We start from the raw sequence: 20,763 nt of genomic DNA, 5'->3' as shown, positions 1-20,763 counted from the left end.
GAAGTATAACATGCCATGATAAAAAATATATCAAATCTTGGTGACGCAGCTGTTTATTGCGATTTTGGTATAGATGTAAATAAATCAGTTAACTCTGAAGTAATAAAATATTTTAAAGCTTTAAAAAAAGAAAATGTTGAAAGTATAAATAATCTCACTCCTTCTTATAATAAATTAATAGTTTCTTACGACCTTAGAAAAACAAACTTTAAAGAAGTTAAAAAATTGATTGAAAATTTAAATGTTAATGAAACTCAAGACAACAATAGCACTAAAATAGAAATTCCAGTTTGTTGTGATGATCAATTTTCTCTTGATATAAAAAGATTAGAAGAAAAATTAAATATTAATCGAGATAAAATTTTAGAAAATTTTTTTAGTAAGGAATATTTTTGTTATATGACCGGATTTATTGCTGGTATGCCATTTTTAGGTGATTTAGATGAAAATATGAGAGTACCAAGATTAGAAACACCAAGAGTAAAGGTACCAAAAGGATCAGTTGCTTTAACTGAACAATTTGCAAATATTTATACATTTGAAAGCCCTGGTGGATGGAACATACTTGGTAATACACCTGTAGATGTTTTTGATAATTCAAAAGAGGAAGAGCCAAATTTAATAAATCCTGGCGATATAGTAGTTTTTAAACAAATAAATCTTGAAAAATATAATAGCTACAATGACAAATAATTTCCAAATTATAAGAGCTGGAGTAAATACAACCTTTCAAGACCAAGGAAGAAATAATTTATATCATATAGGAATTCCATTTAGCGGAGCAATGGATAATAGAAATTATAGTTTAGCTAACAAGCTGGTAGGTAATAAATTAAATTCTCCAGTTATAGAATTTGCATACCAAGGACCACATTTAAAATATTCTGGAGATAAAATTAACATAGTAGTCACTGGCGATATTGTTTTTAAAATTGTAAAAAATGGCACAGAAATTGATGGTAATTGTTATGAGAGTTATCAAATCGAAAGTGGAGATGAAATCAATCTTATCTCAACAAATAAATCAGTTTATGGCTATTTAGCAGTTGGTGGAGAATTAGATTTAAAATTTCAATGGAATAGTTGTTCGATAAATACCAAGGCAAATATTGGATCAAATAATGGAAAAAAATTAGAGAACGGTCAAAAAATAAATATTTTAAATATTAATTCAGATCAAAGTAAAAAAAAGACTAACTATATAAATTCTAAAGTTGAAAATATTAGAGTAATAAAAGGACCAAACTTTGATTATTTTTCAGAGGAAGGAAAAAAGATATTTTTTGAAAAAGAATTTTCTGTATCAAAACTCTCAGATAGAATGGGGATGCGTTTAGAAGGTCCAAAAATTGAAAATATTGTAAATACCAATATTAAATCAGAAGGTTTGTTAAAAGGAGTCATCCAAGTACCAGCAGATGGAAACCCAATTATTATGCTTTCAGACCATGGTACTATTGGAGGATATCCAAAAATTGGTGTGGTAGCTAGTGTTGATTATGATCGGTTAGTACAAATATCACCTGGCTCAAAAATTAAATTTAAAGAGATAAATTTATCTGATGCTGAAACTTTGTTTAAATTATATGAGATGGACACTCAGAACTTACTTAATCAAATATAATGAATATTATTAGAAAACTTCCTGGACCCTTCTTAGTTTTTTTAGGTGCATGTAGCCTCAGTTTTGGAGGTTTGATTGTAAAATCATTTGAGGGAGCAACCCTTTGGCAAATATTATTTTGGAGAACGGTATTCTTCCTAATAGTTATTAGCTTGTATTTAACTTTAACTTATAAGAAACAAGTATTTAGATCCTTTTATAATTTAGGATTTCCTGGTTTCTTTGGTGGATTTATTTTATCACTTGGTTTTAGCGGTTATGTATTTGCGATGTATAACACAACAGTTGCTAATGCTAATTTTATTATTCAAACACAAACAATCTTCTTAGCAATATTCGGTTACTTTTTTTTAAAAGAAAAAATTTCAGCAATCACTCTGACTTCAATAATTCTTGCAATCTCAGGAATACTTCTAATGGTTGGAAGCTCTTTATCTCCAGGTCAAATGTCTGGGAATATTGCAGCTTTCATAATGCCAATATCATTTGCTACTTTAATTTTAGTTGTAAGAAAATATCCAACTGTTGATATGGTTCCTGCTCAATTTGTTGCAGGAGTTTTTGCTTTGTTAATTGGTTATCTAATGTCAGAAAAAATAATGATATCTCCAAACGATATCTTTTTAGGATTTTTAGCTGGTTTTTTACAATTAGGATTAGGTTTTATATTTATTACTATTGGAGCTCAAAGAACACCATCAGCAATGGTTGGAATCATAATGTTAACAGAAGCAGTACTAGGTCCTTTATGGGCATGGTTGTTTATAAATGAGCAACCGCCTTTCATAGTAATAATTGGAGGATCAATAGTTATTTTTGCAGTTTTACTTCAATTTTACAATTTATATACCTCAGAAAAAAAAGCGATCTAATAACATTTGACATTAAACAGTATTTATTAGAATATTTGTTAACGGGAGAGATCACAAACTTTGTGACACCGAAGGAGCAACCGCCCAGGAAACTCTCAGGTAAAAGGACCGTATTATATTAACTCTGGAAAGAGATTGAGTTCTCGCCGAAGGAGTAAAACTCTCAGGCAAAAATACAGATGGGTACGACAGAGTTAGTATGGGAAAAAAAACATCTTTAAATAAACTTCATCAAGATAACCAAGCTAAATTTGTAGAATTTGCTGGATATGAAATGCCCATACAATACAGCAAAGGAATTGTTGAAGAACATAAATTTACAAGATTAAATGCAGGTATTTTTGATGTGTCTCATATGGGTCAATTATTTATTCATGGTGGAGATGACTTAACTGCTGATCTTGAAAAAATTTTTCCACTTGATTTAAAAAATTTGAAACAAAACTGTTCTAAATATAGTTTTTTAATGAACGATAGTGCTGGAATTTATGATGATTTAATAATTACTAAAATTGAAAAAGGATATTTAATTATTTTAAACGCAGCATGCAAAGATAATGATTTTAAAATTTTATCAGATTTACTGAAAAGTAAATATGAAATGGTTCTTGATGATCAAAGAGCATTAATTGCAATTCAAGGTCCAAAGTCAGTTGAGATTTTAAATGACATAATAGAAGGTGTTGAAAAACTTAATTTTATGACAGGGAACTGGTTTGATTATAAAGATCAAAAAGCTTTTGTTACAAGGTCTGGTTATACTGGAGAGGATGGTTTTGAAGTATCTATTAACAACGATTTAGCTGAAGGATTTACTCAGAATTTGATGGAAAAAGGAGCACAACTTATAGGACTTGGGGCAAGAGATACCTTGAGATTAGAGGCTGGATTATGCTTATATGGACATGAACTTGATACAGAAAAAACACCAATTGAAGCAAACTTAAAGTGGGCAATTTCTAAAGAGAGAATTTCAAATGGTGGATTTGTTGGTTCTGATAAAATTATGAAAGAAATACAAGAGGGTACCTCTAAAATTAGAATTGGGATTAAGCCAGAAGGAAGATTGATTGCTAGAGAAAAAACTAAAATATTTGATGAGTCAGAAAAACTTATTGGTGAGGTTACAAGCGGAACTTTTGGACCAAGTGTAAATGGTCCAATAGCAATGGGCTATATTGATAAAGAGTTTTCTAAAGTTGATACAAAAGTTTTACTAGAAGTAAGAGGAAAAAAACATCCTGCAAGTGTTTGTGGGTTACCATTTTATAAAAAAAGTTATGTGAAAGGAGTAAACTAATGAGTGAAGTTAAATTTTCAAAAGAGCATGAGTGGATTACAGTGGAGGGCGATGTTGCAACCATTGGAATTACAAAACATGCAACAGAAATGTTGGGAGATATTGTTTTTGCTGAGTTACCTGAAAAAGGTTCAAGCGTTGAAAAAGATGGCACAGCAGGGGTTGTTGAGTCAACTAAAGCTGCAAGTGATGTGTATACTCCTGTAAGTGGTGAAGTAGTAGATACTAACCAAGCTATAGTAGATGATCCTGCAAAAATTAATGAAGACCCTGAGGGATCAGCTTGGTTTTTTAAACTTAAATTAAAAGACAGTTCAGAAATGGACAGCTTAATGAACAAAGAAGAATACGATAAATTTGCAAAGGAGAGTGCTAGCTAATGTTACATAACTCACAAAAAGACTTTTTAAAAAGACACATTGGGCCTTCAGAAGAAGATCAAAATAAAATGCTGAAGGAACTCAATTATAATTCATTAGATGATTTAATTAAAAGTACAGTTCCAGAAAAGATACAATTGAAAGATGGATTAAATATAGGAGAGTCTAATTCTGAGTATGAAGCATTAAGAAAACTGAAAGCGATTTCAAAAAAAAATCAAATTTATTCAAATTTTATTGGTATGGGTTACTATGGAACTTACACTCCATATGTAATTTTAAGAAATATTTTAGAAAATCCAGGCTGGTATACTTCTTATACTCCTTATCAGCCTGAAGTAGCACAAGGAAGATTGGAAATGCTTCTAAACTTCCAACAAATGATTGTTGATTTCACAGGCATGGACATTGCAAATGCATCGTTACTTGATGAAGGAACAGCAGCCGCAGAAGCTATGGGATTAAGTCATAGATTAAATAAAAAGGATAGTAATTTAGTTTTTGTTTCTGAAAATTGTCATCCACAAACAATTGATGTAATTCAAACAAGAGCAGAACCAATGGGATTAAAAGTACTTGTTGGTAACGAAGATAAAGTATTGGATCAACTTAAAGAGGATTTAGTTTGTGGAATTCTTCAATATCCTGGAACTTTAGGAGACATCAAAGATCCAAGTGAAGCTATTAGTAAAATCCATAAAAAAAATGGAAAAGCAGTATTAGTTTCTGATTTATTAGCTTTAGCACTACTAAAAACACCAAGAGAATTAGGTGCTGATATTGCAGTTGGAAGTTCACAAAGGTTTGGAATACCAATGGGTTATGGTGGACCTCATGCAGCTTTCTTTGCAACTAAAGACGAGTTTAAAAGGTCTATGCCAGGAAGAATTATTGGTGTGTCAGTAGATAGACATGGAAATAAAGCTTACAGATTATCACTTCAAACAAGAGAGCAACATATTAGAAGAGATAAAGCTACAAGTAACATTTGTACTGCTCAAGCATTGTTAGCAATTGTTTCAGCGGCATATGCAATTTACCACGGACCAGATGGAATAAAAACTATTGCAGAACGAGTTTCTCAATTAGCTAAAAATTTTGCAGATAAATTAAAACAATCTGGATATGAAATTTATTCAGATCATTTCTTTGATACAGTTACAATTGTAACAAAAGATAAGACTGATCAAATCTATAAAAATGCTTTAGATCAAAAAGTAAACATTAGAAGAGTAAATTCAGAAATGTTAGCAGTTTCTTTTGATGAAAAGAAAAACGTTTATAGAGTAAATCAATTGTTGAAAATTTTTAATGCAGCCGAGTCTATTAAAAAAGAAGATCCAACAGTAAGTTTACCTAATTTACCAAAAAATTTACTGAGAACCTCTAAATACTTAGAACATCCTGTTTTTAACTCATATCATTCAGAAACAGAGATGCTTAGATATTTAAAAAAATTAGAAGATAAAGATATAGCTCTTAACAGAACTATGATTGCACTTGGTTCATGTACTATGAAATTAAATGCTACAGCAGAAATGATTCCTATTTCATGGAGAGAGTTGGCTGAACCTCATCCGTTTGTACCAGTAGAACAGATGGAAGGGTATAGAGCTTTATTTACTGATCTTAAAAATTGGCTAAGATCAATTACTGGTTTTAGTGGTGTTTCACTTCAACCAAACGCAGGTGCTCAAGGAGAATATGCAGGGTTAATGGTAATTAGAAAATATCATTTGGACAGAGGAGAAGAAAACAGAAATATATGTTTAATTCCAAGCTCAGCACATGGAACAAATCCTGCTAGTGCACAAATGGTTGGAATGAAAGTTGTAGTTGTTGATTGTGACAAAGAAGGAAATGTTGATTTTGAAGATTTGAAGAAAAAAGCAGAGGCACATTCTGAAAATCTTGGAGCATTAATGGTTACATATCCTTCTACTCATGGTGTATTTGAAGAAAAAATTACAGATATTTGTGAACTTATACATAAACATGGTGGTCAAGTGTACATGGATGGTGCAAATTTAAATGCACTTGTTGGAATAGCAAGACCTGGAAATTTTGGTCCAGATGTTTGTCATATAAACTTACACAAAACATTCTGTATTCCACATGGTGGTGGAGGACCAGGAATGGGACCAATTGCATGTAAAAGACATTTGCAAGTTTATTTACCTAATCATCCAGTTGTTAAAGATTGTGGACCTGCTACAGGAATAGGAGCAGTTTCAGCAGCCCCTTGGGGAAGCTCAAGTATTTTATCAATTTCTTGGATGTATATTAAAATGATGGGTTCTGAAGGTTTAAAATTAGCTACGCAAGTTGCTATATTAAACGCAAACTATATAGCTCACAGACTTAAAGATCATTTTCCAATTTTGTACAAAGGCTCAAATGGAAACGTTGCTCATGAATGTATTATAGATATTCGATCAATTAAGAGTGAGACAGGTATCACAGAGGAAGATATCGCTAAAAGGTTGATCGATTATGGTTTCCATGCTCCTACAATGTCTTGGCCAGTTGCAGGAACTATGATGATAGAGCCAACAGAGAGTGAAAGTTTATCTGAGCTTGATAGATTTTGTGATACTTTAATAAATATCAAATCTGAAATAGATAAGATTAATTCTGGTGAGTTTGATAAAGTAGACAATCCTATTAAGAACGCTCCTCATACAGATATAGAACTTGCATCAGATGAATGGGATCATAAATATTCAAGAGAGCAAGCTGCTTATCCTGCTAAGTTCTTAAAAACAAATAAATTTTGGCCACCAGTTGCAAGAGTGGACAATGTTTATGGAGATAAGAATATTTTTTGTACTTGTCCAAGTATGGATGAGTTTAAAGAAGACGCGGCATAATCATTAATGAAAATTGCTGTAGTTGGTTCTGGGATATCAGGCTTAAGTGCTGCATATTATTTATCACAAAAACATCATGTAGATCTTTTTGAGAAAGAAGATCACTTTGGTGGTCACTCTCATACAATAGATTTAACTTTTGATGAAAAGAAAGTATCTGTAGATATTGGTTTTATTGTATTTAATTTTCAAACCTATCCAAATTTAATTAATTTCTTTAAAGAAAATGATGTTCAGATTGAAAAAAGTGACATGTCTTTTTCGGTATCTGTAGAAAATACAAGCTTTGAATATTGTGGAAAAGGTTTAAATGGAATTTTTTCCAATAGATCTAATTTGTTTAATCCTAATTTTTTAAAAATGTTTTTTGATATCATTAAATTTTATAAAAATAGCGATCAATTAAATGTTACAGATCAAAAATTAACTTTAGGTGAATATTTAGAAAATAATAAACTATCAAAAACATTTATTGATTACCATATCATCCCAATGGTGTCTGCAATCTGGTCTATGCCACCTTATGAAGCAAGTAAGATGCCAATAACATTCTTTTTAAAATTTTTTCAAAATCACGGGCTCTTTAAACTAAAAAATAGACCTCAGTGGTATACTGTAACCAATAGAAGTAGAACTTATGTGAATAAAGTAATTTCAAAGATAAGTGGTGAATACTATAAAAATTATAAAATTAAAAAAATTATAAGAAAATCAAAAGGGTTAGATTTATATTATGGTGGTGAAAGTGAATTTTTTGATTACGATAAAGTTGTTATAGCTGCACATGCCGATGAAGCTTTAAAGTTGATTGATAGCCCTACAAATGAAGAGGCAAAAATTTTATCCAATTTCAGTTATAAAGAAAATATTGCATATATTCATACAGACAAAAGAGCGATGCCAAAAAATAAAAAGGTATGGTCCTCATGGAATTCATCAATCAATGACAAGGATTTAGAAAAAAATTCTATTACTTATTGGTTAAACCTTTTGCAAAACCTTAAATGCGATCAGGACATCTTTTTAACTCTTAATCCTTATTTTGAAATTGATGAGAGTAAAATACTTAAAATAGTTAAATTTACTCATCCTTATTATGATCAACAAGCACTAGATGCTCAATCAGAACTATATAGTTTACAAAATAAAAAAGATTTGCTTTTTTGCGGGAGTTATTTTGGTTACGGTTTTCATGAAGATGGAATAAAATCATCGATTGAAATGCTAAAACACCTAAATGACTAACTCATGCATATATAACGGAAAAGTAATCCATAAACGTTTCAAACCAAAAGAGCATTATTTTAAGTATAACGTTTTCTCTCTTTTAATTGATTTATCTGAGTTAAGAAAAATAGATCAAGAGATAAGCTTCTTTTCATTGAATAAATTCAATTTAATTAGTTTTCATGAAAAGGATCATGGTGAACGTGACGGATCTTCTCTTGAAGAGTGGGTAAAGAAAAATTTAGAACAAAATAAAATAGACACTAAAGGTATTAAAATTAAGCTTCTCTGTTATCCAAGAATTTTTGGTTATGTATTTAACCCTCTAAGTATTTTTTTCGTTTATAATCAAAATGATAAATTAATATCTATATTATATGAGGTGAAAAATACATTTGGTGAGCAACATACTTATGTTTTTAGGGTAGATAGTGAAAATAAACTAATCCAGAATAATTGTTCTAAAAAATTTCATGTTTCACCTTTTATAGAAATGAATTGTAAGTATTTCTTTAGAATTCTTAATCCTGATGAAAAACTTTCTGTAATCATTGATCAATATGATCAAGAGGGAAAAATTTTATTTGCATCTCAGGATGGTAAAAAAACTGATTTAAATAGCAGCCAATTATTAAAGTCTTATTTAAAACATCCTCTAATGACCATTAAAATAATATCAGCAATCCATTTTGAAGCATTTAAATTATGGATGAAAGGAATTAAAATTATTAAAAAAAAAATAAAAATAAGAAACAATATAACGGTAGAGAATTAATGTTATTAAATAAAACTGCAGATAAATTAGTTTTTAAATTTTTAAGTAAAATTAAAAATGGATACCTTGAGATAACTACCCATGAAGGTGAGATTTTAAAATTTGGTAACCCTGATCAATCTTTAAAGGCAAATATTAAGATAAAAAATCCAAATTTTAATTATAATTTAATTAGAGGTGGAAGTATTGGTTTTGCTGAAAGTTATATGAGAGGTGAATTTGAAACTGATAATCTTTCAGATCTAATTGAGTTAACAGCTAGAAATATTCAAGTGATATATAAATTCTCTGGTTTGCTTGATCTACCTATAATTAATTTTGTAAAAAATAAAATAATTAAAAATACAAAAAGTCGAAGTAAGGAAAATATTGCAAAACATTATGATCTTGGAAATGATTTCTTTTCATTGTGGTTAGATGATACTTTAACTTACTCAAGCGCAATCTTTGATGATAGCTCAAAAAATTTAAGCGTTGCACAAAATAATAAATACCAAAAATTAATTGATCTAATCAAACCTAGTTCTGGAGATAAAGTTTTAGAAATTGGTTGTGGTTGGGGTGGCTTTGCAGAATATTTAGGTAAGAAATATGATGTGAAATTAGACTGTATTACTATTTCTAAAAAACAATTCGATTACGCAAAAGAAAGAATTCATAAATGTGGTCTAAATGAAAAAGTAAATATTGAGATTAAAGATTATCGTGATCTTCAAGGAAAATATAATTCGATCGCTTCAATTGAAATGATTGAGGCTGTTGGGCAAAATTATTTAGAGAGTTATTTTAAAACAATAAAAGATAATTTATCGAATGGAGGAAAGGCTGCAATTCAAGCAATAACCATTGATGATAGTTTGTTTGATAGATACAAAAATAAACAGGATTTTATTCAAAAATACATTTTCCCAGGAGGATTTCTTCCTAACAAAAATAGCATTAATAGATACGTTTCAGATAACGGCTTAACAATTAATTCGTACATATCATATGCAGATCATTATGCAGAAACGTTAGCTATCTGGAGGGAAGAGTTTTTAAGAAAATGGGATCAAATTAAAAATCAAGGATTTGATCTGACTTTTAAAAGAATGTGGGAATTTTACCTATCTTATTGTGAAGCAGGATTTAAATCTAAAAATATTGATTTGATTCAATTTTCAATGCAGAATAAATAATACCAATAATATGAAAATAATTAAATCAATTTCGTTGATAATTCTGGTTTTCTTAATTACAAGTTGCTCAAATAATAGTGCCATGAAACCAGAAGATTTTAAAAATAAAGAACCTAGGTTAATTATTGAAGAATACCTTACAGGAAACGTTAAAGCTTGGGGTGTTTTACAAAATCGATCAGGAAAAGTTACAAGACAATTCTCAGCTGATTTAGATGGAACATGGGATGGCAAACAGTTAATTTTAAAAGAGAAATTTAATTGGGATGATGGTGAAGTTCAAGACCGAGAGTGGACAATTACTAAAATAGATGAACATAATTATGAAGGTACAGCAGGGGACGTTGTTGGAAAAGCAATAGGATATTCTTACGGCCCTGCATTTAAATTTGAGTATGTTTTATTAGTTCCAGTTAAAGGAAAAGAATTAAAAATTACTTTTGATGATTGGATCTTTAAGCAAGATGAAAGAGTTGCAATCAACAGAGCTACAATGACTAAGTTTGGATTTAAAGTAGCAGAGCTAACTGTTGTATTCGTTAAAGATTAATTACTTCTTTTGATGCTTAGTCATCTTCCCCACTAATTTAAAATAAAGTTTACTTGGAAGAAAACTAAAGAACTTTAAAGTTAAAGTAAGCGCTTTTGGAAAATGTATCTCGAAAACATTTTTATTAATTAAGCCATCATAAATTTGATCCGCAGCAAATTCAGGTGTTTTCAAAAATGGCATTTTAAAATCATTCTTATCAGTCATTGGTGTTTTAATAAAACCAGGAGAAACCAAACAAACTCGAACATTGTACCTTTTAAAATCAAAATATAAACTTTCTGCTAAATTATTTAGTGCAGATTTTGATGGTCCATAACCAGTTGAATTAGGCAATCCTCTATAACCAGCAATAGATGAAACTATAGTGATTATACCACTTTTTCTTTCTCTATAATATTGTTCCACTGCTTTAATGGAGTTCACTGTTCCAAAAAAATTTACTTTAAAAACATCTTCCATTTGCTCGACATCGATTTCTTTTTCTTTTTTTGGATTCCATGTACCAGTTGAAAAAAAACATATATCAATATTTTCAAACTTATTTTTAATTTGATTGAAAACTTCTGTACATTTTGTTTTATCAGTAACATCTAAGGGAAATGATGAAATATTTTCATAATTTTTTGAAAGTTCATCTAGGAGCTCAACTCTTCTCGCAGATACCGCAACATTCCATCCTTTGTTTGCAAATTTAATTGCCAAAGCTTTACCAATTCCTGTGCTGCCACCAGTTATCCAAATAGTTTTTTTGCTCATTTTTTGTTATGTATAAACATTATGTTAAAAAATAAAATTGTAACATTTATATTATTTCTTATCATTACATTTTCAGCTTCATTAATTGGAGGTTTAGCTACAGTTACTTTCAAGGAGCCTTGGTATTCTTTGTTAAATAAACCTGTTTTTAATCCACCAGACTGGGTGTTTGGTCCGGTATGGACAATTTTATATTTATTGATGACAATTTCTATTTGGATGTATTGGCATTCCAAAAATAAAGAAATGAATACAGTTTATATTTATTTTATTCATTTAGTTTTCAATGCAACTTGGAGTATAGTTTTCTTTGTATTTCACAACATGATTTTAGCTTTATTAGTATTAGTTGTGTTAATTGCATTTATTATCAATCTAATCATAAGATATAGACGCGTCACAATGATGAGCTCGTATTTGATGATTCCATATTTACTTTGGTGTTGCTTTGCTCTAATTTTGAATACAAGTTTGATAATATTGAATTAATTATGGATGATGTTGTTGTAGTTGGCGGTGGTATAATTGGAGCAGCAACAGCTTATTTTCTCTCAAAAGAAGGGAGAAAAGTTAAGGTAATTGAAAGAGATCCAACTTACAAAACAGCTTCATTTCCTTTGTCTTTAGGAGGTTTTAGAAGACAATTTTATCAAAAAGAAAATATCTTACTTGGTAAATTTGCAAGAGAATTTATTTTTCAAATACCAGAATTGTTAAAAACTGAAAAAAATCCTAATCCAACAGCAAGTATGGTGACCAATGGTTATCTTTTGATGTTTGGTCCAGAACATGCTGAAGAACAATATAAAGCTTTAGAAAATCATAAGGAATGTGATGCAGGTACAAAAAATATTAAAGGCTCAGAGCTATCGAAAGTATTTCCATATATAAATGATGAAGGTGTTGAGACTGCTACTTACACAGATAATCAAAGTGAAGGTTGGATTGATCCTTTTATGTTTCATAGTGCACTGAAAAGTAAGGCAATAGAACTTGGAGCAGAATTTATAAAAGGAGAGGTTAAAAGTCTTTCAGAGATAAATGCTAAAACAATTGTTTCTGCAGCTGGTTGCTGGACTAAAGAATTATTAGAAGACATTCCTGTTGAACCTCAAAAACACACAGTGTTTAGAGTAAAATGTCCAACATATATAAAAGAAATGCCTCTAACTGGTGATTTAACTACGGGTGTTTATTGGAGACCTGAGGGTGGAGAGTATTTAGCAGGATCACCATTGTCAGTATTTGGTGCAGACGATTTAGAGCCAGCATGGAATGATTTTGAAGAATTAGTTTGGCCAGCACTAGCAAAAAGAATACCAGCTTTTGAAGAATTAAAATTAACTGGAGGCTGGGCAGGTTACTACGATTGTAACAGATTAGATAATAATGCTGTTGTTGGGAAACATCCTAAGTACGACAATGTTTATATGGCTACTGGTTTTACTGGAAGAGGATTAATGCAAGCTCCAGGTATTGGAAGAGCGTTAACTGAATTGATCACAACTGGTTCATACCAAACAATTGATATAAGTGATTTTGCTGTTGAAAGAGTGTTGGGCAAAACTGCAAGAAGAGAACCTTACGTTTTATAATTAAGTTCCACAAAAAGTTTGATATTTTTCATTACCTGTTGGTGTAGGTTTTTGAAATTCAATAATATTTTCTTGATCAGAATAAGGATTACTTAAAACTTTTAAAAGTTTATTCATTTTTTCTAGATTTCCTTTGTCCGCATCAGCTAGAGCATCCTCTACTTTTTGATTTCTTGGTATAACTATAGGATTAGTTTTTTTCATCAGTTCTAAGTATTTGTCAGATGAATTATTTAGTTTTAATCTTTTCTCCCATTCATTAGTCCAATTTTTAAAATCATCATTTTTATAAATTTCATTATCAATCTCAACACCCATTAAATGACAGAAGGTATTTGTATAATCTGCATTATTATTTTTCATCCAATCTAAAAGTTTATTAATTAATGTTAGATCATTTTTATTTTCACCAAATAAACCAAGTTTATCTCTCATCATATTTAACCATTTTTCTTCATAAATATTTTGAAAATTATCAATTAACTCTGTTGCAATTTTAATTGCTGTATCTTCATCTTTATCAATAAGTGGTATCAGACATTCTGCAAATCTTGCTAAATTCCATTTTGTAATTGGTGGTTGATTTGAAAAAGCATATCTTCCAAATTTATCTATAGAGCTAAATACAGTTTTTGGATCATATTGATCCATAAAAGCACATGGACCATAATCAATTGTTTCGCCAGAAATTGCCATGTTATCAGTGTTCATCACTCCATGAATAAATCCAACTCTCATCCAATTAATCACTAACTGACATTGTCTTTCCATTACAAGACTTAATAAATCTAAAGCTTTATTTTTTGAGGACTTAATTTCTGGATAGTGTCTATCAATTGTGTAATCAACTAATGTATTAAGATCTTCTAGATTTTGAGTGGCTGCAATATATTGAAAAGTGCCAACTCGAATATGACTGGATGCAACTCTTGTTAAAATTGCTCCATTTAACAAATTTTCTCTAACAACTTTTTCTCCAGTTTTAACAACCGCAAGACTTCTAGTTGTTGGAATATTTAAAGCGTTAATTGCTTCACTAATTATGTATTCTCTTAGCATTGGACCTAAAGCTGCTCTTCCATCTCCGCCTCTAGAAAAAGAGGTTCTTCCTGAACCTTTAAATTGTATATCGAAACGTTGATTTTTATTATCTATATGTTCTCCTAATAGAACAGCTCTACCATCTCCAAGCATCGTGAAATGACCAAATTGATGACCAGCATATGCTTGCGCAATTGAATTAGTTCCATCAGGCAAACTATTTCCTGAGAATATTTCAGCTAATTTTTTTTTATCTATTTCTGAAAATTTTAAATTTAAATTTTTAGCAAGTTCTTCATTTAAAATAACAAGCTCAGGCTCATGAACTGGTGTAGGTTTGATGTCTTCTTTAAATGTTTTTGATAGTTTTGAATATGAATTATCAAAATGCCAACCGATGGTCATTTTAATTAACTAACTTCAGCTTGATGTTCTTTTGGCTTAACTTCTGTTTTAAATTGATTAGAAATTTTTTGAACTTCAACTGATGAAACTTTGTATTCTGCACACATAGTTTCTTCATCTTTTCCATGGCCAGTTACCATATTAACCATGTGTTCAGGGAAGTGGAATGTTGTAAATACAATTCCTTCTTTAACTTTATCTGTTACTTCTACTTTTAAAGCAACTTCTCCTCTTCCAGAATATAATCTTCCAATATCGCCTGTATTTAAATCTCTATGAGCTGCATCTTTTGGATGAATTAGTAATACATCCTCATCAACAATGTTTATGTTTTTTGTTCTTCTTGTCATTGTTGCTGCATTGTAATGTTGTAAAACTCTACTTGTAGTTAAAATTAATGGATAATCTTTTTGATTAGCTTCTATTTCACTAGATTCTTTCCAATCAAAGTTTTTCAATCTTCCTTTTCCAAGTTTAAATGTTTCTGTGTGTAGAATTTGTGTATCTGTTCCATCTTCTTTTACAGGCCATTGTAATCCTAATTTACCAAGTCTCTCTCTAGTAACACCTTTAAAGAATGGTACCACATCAGCGATCTCTGCCAATACTTGATCTGCATCATAAGATGGTTGATCAAAACCTAATTTTTGCATCATCTCAGTTACAATTAGTCCATCTGGTTTTGTACCTGGTAATGGAGGAACTGCTCTGTTAACTCTTTGAATTCTTCTTTCAGTATTTGTAAAAGTTCCATCTTTTTCTAGGAAAGTAGTTCCTGGTAAAACTACAGTTGCAAGTTTTGCAGTCTCACTCATAAATATTTCTTGAACCACTAATAGCTCTAATGAGTTCATTGCCTCAATAACATGTGCACTATTTGGATCTGTTTGAACTATATCTTCACCAATAATCCATAATCCTTTTAGTTCTTTACTGATTGCAGCCTCAAACATTTGAGGAATTTTTAAACCTGGTTTAGTAGGATGAGTTACACCATATTTTTCAGTATAAAATTTTTGATTGTTTTCATCTGCTACTTCAAAATAACCTGCACCTTGGTGAGGCTGACATCCCATATCCGCAGCACCTTGCACATTATTTTGACCTCTAAGTGGATTTACACCAACACCTTTTCTTCCAATATTTCCTGTAATCATTGCTAAATCAGCAATTAACATCACTGTTTTAGAACCTTGTTCGTGTTCAGTAACTCCTAATCCATGGAACTCCATTGAATTTCTTGCTGTTGCATAGGCAATTGCAGCTTCTTTAACTAGTTGTTTATCAACGCCAGCAACTTTTGCTAACTGATCAACATCCTGTCTTTCGATTTCTTTTAAGAAATTATCAAAACCTTCTGTTCTATCTCTTACAAAGTCAGCATTATAAAGTTTAGATTTAATAATAAAGTGTAACATCATATTTAGAACCGCAACGTTAGTACCTGGTCTAAGTTTGATATGATAATCTGCAAGTTTAGCTAATTCAGTTGTCACCGGATCAAGGACAATTAATTTTTTACCTTTCATCACTTGCTGTTTAATTTTTGCTCCTGTTACTGGGTGAGCATTGGTTGGGTTTGCACCAATCACTAAAAATAAATCTGCATGATAAATATCTTCTGTTGAGTTAGTTGCAGCACCTGTTCCAAATGTTTGTTGCATACCCCAAGCTGTAGGCGAATGACAAATTCTTGCACAACAATCTACACTGTTAGTTCCAACAGCTGCTCTAATCATTTTTTGGAAAACATAGTTTTCTTCGTTTGTACATCTTGCAGAAGAAATTCCAGCAAAAGCATCTGGTCCATTTTCTTTTGTAATTCTATTCATTTCTTTTTTGATAAAGTCATACGCTTCATCCCAACTTGCTTCTTCAAACTTTCCATTTCTTTTAATCAATGGAGTTTTTAATCTGTCAGGGTGTTCATAAAAACTAAATGCGTATCTCCCCTTAATACAAGTGTGACCAGCGTTTACTTCTGTTTGCTTAGGAGTGTCTATTGCAACTACCTTATCATCTTTAATAGATGCTTCTAAATTACAACCAACACCACAGTACGAACAAGTTGTTCTAACTTTTTTATCTACAGCTGCAGACTTAGATTGGAATACATCGGAAATTGCATCCGTTGGACATGTATGAGCACAAGCTCCACATGACACACAAGAACTATCTCCAAACATCATATCGTTATCTGTTGTAATTCTAGATTCAAATCCTCTACCACTCATTGTTAAAACAAATGATCCTTGAATTTCATCACATGCTCTGACACATCTTCCGCAGTTAATACAGTTATCTAAATTCATTCTCATGTAATCATGAGAAGTATCTCTTGGAATTCCTTTATGTTGCTTAGGACTATTGTATCTATGATCAGCAACACCTAAATCATTTGCAACTGTTTGAAGTTCACAGTTTTTGTTTACTTCACAAGTATCACATTCCATTGGGTGATCAGTTAAAACTAATTCAACAATATTTTTTCTAAGGCTTGTTAATGCTTCGTTTGAAGTGAATATGTGCTGGTTTTCTGCAACTGGTGTATGACAAGATGCAACTACTCTAGTTGGTCCGTCTTTTTCTAAAGCAACTTCAACAGAACAAACTCTGCAAGCTCCATATGGTGCTAAGTTAGGGTCATCACATAAAGTTGGCACCTTTTTTTCACCAACATAGCTTTTAACAAACTTTAAAATAGATGTATGATTAGGACCTATTTCGTAAGGTTTTCCATCAATATAAGCAATTTTTCTTTTCTCAGAACTCATTAATTATCCTTCACCATATCATTTTTCATTTCATCGCCAAAGTATTTTAGGATGTTTTGAATAGGAGTTGGGATCGCTCCACATAGAGCGCATAAGCAGCCTTTTTGCATAGTAACCAACAATTCTTCTAGTAATTTTAAAGGAATTTTAGCTGTTTTCTTCTTAGCTTGATCAAACATTTCTTTTCCTCTGTAAGATCCAAGTCTTCCAGGAAAACATTTCCCACAAGATTCTTCTGCAGAAAATTCAAATAAATGATGAATATATTCAGCCATTGGAAAATCTTTTGGAATACTAACTACACTTGCGTGACCTAACATAAAACCTTTTGCGGTAAACTCTTGAAAATCTAAATTTAAATTTTCTATTTCACTTAAAGGAACGACACCACCTAAAGGGCCACCTATTTGAAAAGCTTTAACAGGATCTTTGTATCCGCCACCAATTTCATTAAATATTTTTTTCATTGGTGTTCCCATGTCAATTTCATAAACACCTGGATTATTAAAGAAACTATCTAAGCAAACTAATTTTGTTCCAGCTGACTTTTTATTTCCAACTGAAGAAAATTTGTCTGATCCATTTAATAAAATTCCAGTTGCTGCAGCTAAAGTTTCAACATTGTTAACTACAGTTGGTTTTTTATATAAACCTTCAGTAACTGGGAAAGGGGGTCTTACATCTACTTCAGCTCTTCTTCCTTCAATAGAAGCTATTAAAGCTGTTTCTTCTCCACAAATATATGCACCTTGACCGATACAAATTCCAAGATCAAAAGAAAAATCTGTCCCTAAAATATTTTCACCTAATAAATTTAATTTTTTAAGTTCATTAATACATCCATTGATCGCTTCAATCGATTTTGGATACTCACCTCTGATGTACAAAACTCCTTCATCACTTCCAATTACAAATCCACATAACACCATTCCAAAAATAACTTTTAATGGTTGGTCCTCTAATAAATATCTATCTGAAAAAGCTCCTGAGTCACCTTCATCTGCATTACAGATAACATATTTCTTATCACCTTTTGCTTTACTACAGAAATCCCATTTCATTCCTGTTGGAAAACCTGCACCACCTCTTCCTGTAAGGTTTGAATCTAATAATGATTTTACTATTTCTTTTTTATCTATTTTTAAAAATTTACTTAACTGTTCTTTGAATTGATCTGTTGATGATAACTTATCATCCATTAAAAAACTTGTTGTTGCATAGCTCTTAGAGAAAAATTTTTCTTGTTTAATTTCTTCACCTTTTAAAATTTGATCAATCTTTTCAATATCTTTTCCAGCATAATTTTCACCATCATAGTGAAATGCATGATTTTCATAACAATGACCCAGACAAAACATCTCTCCAACTTTGTCATCACCTAATTTTTCTTTTAATTTATCTTTTAGTTTGTCTTGAGTGCCAGCACACATGCATGCACTTCCGTTACATACGAAAGCTTTTTTTTCTCTATGTGAAGGTCTTAAAAATTCATAAAAAGATTCAGCACCGTGAAGTGTTGAAACTCCAAGGTTATGTTTTTTTGCAATTTCTTTAATATCTTGAGGGCTTTCACTTAATGTGTTCTCTGAAATTTGCTTAAATAGGTTGTCTTTTAAGCCTATTCTTCCAGATAAATTACTTATATTTTTTGACACAATTTTCCTTTTTTTATTATTCCACCTTAACTTTTTTGTTATTTGTGTAAATATTAAAACTGTCCCTCTTTACGAAACCTATGAGGGTAATGTCAAACTTATTAGCTAAATCGATAGCAAGACTTGTTGGCGCACCAACCCCGATCATAATCCCAATATCTGTCATTAAAACCTTCTGAACTAGCTCAAAATTAAGTCTCCCAGAACACGTAATAAATTGGTCTTTTGGATCAAATTGGTTTTTCTCCAAAGCACAACCAATCAGTTTGTCTAAAGCGTTGTGTCTTCCAACATCCTCTCTTAGAGCTATCAATTTTCCATCACTATTAAATAGACCACTTGCATGGATACCACCAGTTTTGCTGAATTCAGACTGACCTTCTCTTAAAATATCAGGTGATTGAATAATTACATCTTTTGAAATTTTAGGTTCAGAGGCATTTGTCTTTGTAGTTTTAATTATCTCGAGCGCATCCAATGAAGATTTCCCACAAACACCACAAGAGGAGTTGGTTAAAAAATCTCTTTTAATTTTTGATATATTAACATTTTCTGAATTATTGAGCGTTGCTAGTATTTTATTTTGAATTTTATATTGACCAACTTTGTCTCCATAACTTTCAATGCTATCGATATCATTTAAACTTTTTACAATTTGTTCATTAAATAAAAATCCTCTTACAAGATCTTCATCATTACCGGGAGTTCTCATCGTAATAGATAAAGTTTGTTCAACCCAATTTTCTTTTTCTTTATACTTTAAAGAAATCTCTAATGGTTCTTCGATTGAAACTAAATCTTCAACGTCTTTAAAATTATTAGATGAATACTTTAAAACTTTATATTTTGAATTCATAATTATTTTAAAGGATAGTTTCTTTGCAATAAATATTTATTGATTATGATCGCTAGTAATAAAATTATGATACATCCAAATATAATTGGATTAATTAAATAATCATAAGAAGCGCTACCAATAATTACAATTATTGGGTTTCCTCCTGCAGGAGGATGAACAACATTTAACAAAATCATTAAGAAAACTCCAATACCTACTGCAAATGCAATACTCATATAAATTGGAAGTGGAATAAAATTAACAAATAACACTCCCACCAAAGCAGTTAACAAATGTCCAAAAAAAACATTTTTTGGTTGAGCAAAAGGACTATCAGGAAAACCAAACAATAAAACCATGGACGAGCCAAATGATGCTGCAATAAAATATCCAAGTGTGCTCTTGTAAGTTAATACTGTAAGTACCCCTATAGTGATTGTTGAAAAAAAACCTGCAATCAATGCTTTTTGCAATAATGGTTTTGTGATTTTTATCATTTAAATTTTTAATGCTTTAACAATTGTTCTTAAAGGTAAAAGCAAACATTCTTTCCTTGAAAGATTTTTTTTATCTAAAATTTCTTTAAAATCTTTCCAGTGTTTTTCTAGACTTACTTTAACATCTTCAAACAATTTTTCACCAGCGGTAACAAAATCTTTTATTTCCTCTAAGTTTTTATCCTTAATTTTTCTAGATAATAAGCTAACGGATGCTTGGCAATAAATACAAGATTTACACTGATAACCCATATCTTTTACAACGTCATCTTTGACAATTAAGCTTATTTCCATCTCATCTCCACAAATAGGATTTTTGTTTTTTGATTTGTGAGTAAAGTTTTCTAAAACTTTATTATTTTCTGTGTGAGACGCGATTTCTAAAATTCTTAAATCCATTTAATTTCTTTAATTCAACTTTGA

Annotated in this window: 19 protein-coding genes and 1 riboswitch; of the genes, 12 read left to right on the top strand and 7 right to left on the bottom strand. The window is 30.7% G+C overall.

The annotated features are described in order from the left end of the window. Positions 1 to 15 precede the first annotated feature (15 nt). The 10 genes from ACTTBK_RS04335 (at position 16) to ACTTBK_RS04290 (ending at position 10,776) form a co-directional block, all read left to right on the top strand. A complete protein-coding gene (locus ACTTBK_RS04335) occupies positions 16 to 693 on the top strand; it encodes an allophanate hydrolase subunit 1 (protein ID WP_440618722.1) in 678 nt (225 codons plus the stop codon). Then, on the top strand, positions 683 to 1,624 hold the full coding sequence (locus tag ACTTBK_RS04330) for a biotin-dependent carboxyltransferase family protein (protein ID WP_440618721.1): 942 nt from the start codon (positions 683 to 685) through the stop codon (positions 1,622 to 1,624). Before ACTTBK_RS04335 ends, ACTTBK_RS04330 begins: the two co-directional genes overlap by 11 nt. Next, positions 1,624 to 2,496: a DMT family transporter gene (locus ACTTBK_RS04325; RefSeq protein WP_440618720.1), complete on the top strand. Its 873-nt coding sequence runs from the start codon at positions 1,624 to 1,626 to the stop codon at positions 2,494 to 2,496. The genes ACTTBK_RS04330 and ACTTBK_RS04325 overlap by 1 nt, the downstream gene beginning before the upstream one ends. Before the next feature lie 31 nt (positions 2,497 to 2,527). Further along, positions 2,528 to 2,617, top strand: a riboswitch (glycine riboswitch). 78 nt (positions 2,618 to 2,695) lie between these two features. Further along, positions 2,696 to 3,796 (top strand): glycine cleavage system aminomethyltransferase GcvT, encoded by a 1,101-nt coding sequence (gene gcvT, locus ACTTBK_RS04320; protein WP_440618719.1) that lies wholly within the window; start codon positions 2,696 to 2,698, stop codon positions 3,794 to 3,796. Further along, positions 3,796 to 4,176: a glycine cleavage system protein GcvH gene (gene gcvH, locus ACTTBK_RS04315; protein ID WP_262589607.1), complete on the top strand. Its 381-nt coding sequence runs from the start codon at positions 3,796 to 3,798 to the stop codon at positions 4,174 to 4,176. The genes gcvT and gcvH overlap by 1 nt, the downstream gene beginning before the upstream one ends. Beyond that, positions 4,176 to 7,046: an aminomethyl-transferring glycine dehydrogenase gene (gene gcvP, locus ACTTBK_RS04310; protein WP_440618717.1), complete on the top strand. Its 2,871-nt coding sequence runs from the start codon at positions 4,176 to 4,178 to the stop codon at positions 7,044 to 7,046. Before gcvH ends, gcvP begins: the two co-directional genes overlap by 1 nt. 6 nt (positions 7,047 to 7,052) lie before the next feature. Continuing rightward, the gene (locus ACTTBK_RS04305) at positions 7,053 to 8,291 is read left to right on the top strand and encodes an NAD(P)/FAD-dependent oxidoreductase (RefSeq protein WP_440618715.1); all 1,239 of its coding nucleotides are present in this window, start codon (positions 7,053 to 7,055) and stop codon (positions 8,289 to 8,291) included. Continuing rightward, positions 8,284 to 9,048 (top strand): DUF1365 domain-containing protein, encoded by a 765-nt coding sequence (locus ACTTBK_RS04300; protein WP_440618713.1) that lies wholly within the window; start codon positions 8,284 to 8,286, stop codon positions 9,046 to 9,048. Before ACTTBK_RS04305 ends, ACTTBK_RS04300 begins: the two co-directional genes overlap by 8 nt. Beyond that, the gene (locus ACTTBK_RS04295; protein ID WP_440618711.1) at positions 9,048 to 10,226 is read left to right on the top strand and encodes a class I SAM-dependent methyltransferase; all 1,179 of its coding nucleotides are present in this window, start codon (positions 9,048 to 9,050) and stop codon (positions 10,224 to 10,226) included. Before ACTTBK_RS04300 ends, ACTTBK_RS04295 begins: the two co-directional genes overlap by 1 nt. Before the next feature lie 10 nt (positions 10,227 to 10,236). Continuing rightward, positions 10,237 to 10,776 carry a DUF3833 domain-containing protein gene (locus ACTTBK_RS04290; RefSeq protein WP_440618710.1) on the top strand — a complete coding sequence of 180 codons (540 nt, stop codon included), beginning with the start codon at positions 10,237 to 10,239 and terminating at the stop codon, positions 10,774 to 10,776. Here the strand turns inward: ACTTBK_RS04290 and ACTTBK_RS04285 are convergent, their stop codons facing one another. Continuing rightward, positions 10,777 to 11,535, bottom strand: coding sequence for an SDR family NAD(P)-dependent oxidoreductase (locus ACTTBK_RS04285; protein WP_440618708.1), 759 nt, complete (start codon positions 11,533 to 11,535; stop codon positions 10,777 to 10,779). A 21-nt stretch (positions 11,536 to 11,556) separates the two neighbouring features. Between ACTTBK_RS04285 and ACTTBK_RS04280 the strand changes: the two genes are divergently transcribed. After that, the gene (locus ACTTBK_RS04280) at positions 11,557 to 12,024 is read left to right on the top strand and encodes a TspO/MBR family protein (protein ID WP_440618706.1); all 468 of its coding nucleotides are present in this window, start codon (positions 11,557 to 11,559) and stop codon (positions 12,022 to 12,024) included. Between the two features lie 2 nt (positions 12,025 to 12,026). Beyond that, on the top strand, positions 12,027 to 13,130 hold the full coding sequence (locus tag ACTTBK_RS04275; RefSeq protein ID WP_440618705.1) for an NAD(P)/FAD-dependent oxidoreductase: 1,104 nt from the start codon (positions 12,027 to 12,029) through the stop codon (positions 13,128 to 13,130). Here the strand turns inward: ACTTBK_RS04275 and ACTTBK_RS04270 are convergent, their stop codons facing one another. Genes ACTTBK_RS04270 through ACTTBK_RS04245 form a run of 6 tightly spaced genes read right to left on the bottom strand, consistent with a single transcriptional unit; the run spans position 13,131 to position 20,739 of the window. After that, positions 13,131 to 14,576, bottom strand: a complete 1,446-nt coding sequence (locus ACTTBK_RS04270; protein WP_440618704.1) for a protein adenylyltransferase SelO — start codon at positions 14,574 to 14,576, stop codon at positions 13,131 to 13,133. A 5-nt stretch (positions 14,577 to 14,581) separates the two neighbouring features. Next, the gene (gene fdhF, locus ACTTBK_RS04265; RefSeq protein ID WP_440618703.1) at positions 14,582 to 17,350 is read right to left on the bottom strand and encodes a formate dehydrogenase subunit alpha; all 2,769 of its coding nucleotides are present in this window, start codon (positions 17,348 to 17,350) and stop codon (positions 14,582 to 14,584) included. Beyond that, a complete protein-coding gene (locus ACTTBK_RS04260) occupies positions 17,350 to 19,005 on the bottom strand; it encodes an NADH-ubiquinone oxidoreductase-F iron-sulfur binding region domain-containing protein (protein ID WP_440618702.1) in 1,656 nt (551 codons plus the stop codon). Before ACTTBK_RS04260 ends, fdhF begins: the two co-directional genes overlap by 1 nt. Positions 19,006 to 19,021: 16 nt before the next feature. Beyond that, positions 19,022 to 19,861: a formate dehydrogenase accessory sulfurtransferase FdhD gene (fdhD, locus tag ACTTBK_RS04255; RefSeq protein ID WP_440618701.1), complete on the bottom strand. Its 840-nt coding sequence runs from the start codon at positions 19,859 to 19,861 to the stop codon at positions 19,022 to 19,024. 2 nt (positions 19,862 to 19,863) lie between these two features. Then, positions 19,864 to 20,340 (bottom strand): HPP family protein, encoded by a 477-nt coding sequence (locus ACTTBK_RS04250; RefSeq protein WP_440618699.1) that lies wholly within the window; start codon positions 20,338 to 20,340, stop codon positions 19,864 to 19,866. Next, on the bottom strand, positions 20,341 to 20,739 hold the full coding sequence (locus ACTTBK_RS04245; protein WP_440618698.1) for an iron-sulfur cluster assembly scaffold protein: 399 nt from the start codon (positions 20,737 to 20,739) through the stop codon (positions 20,341 to 20,343). Positions 20,740 to 20,763 lie beyond the last annotated feature (24 nt).

It is taken from the genome of Candidatus Pelagibacter sp. HIMB1493 (genome assembly GCF_052047995.1).
Taxonomy (GTDB): Bacteria; Pseudomonadota; Alphaproteobacteria; order Pelagibacterales; family Pelagibacteraceae; genus Pelagibacter.
The sequence above is the reverse complement of the archived record's forward strand: the minus strand, read 5'-3'. Positions and strand labels throughout refer to the sequence as shown.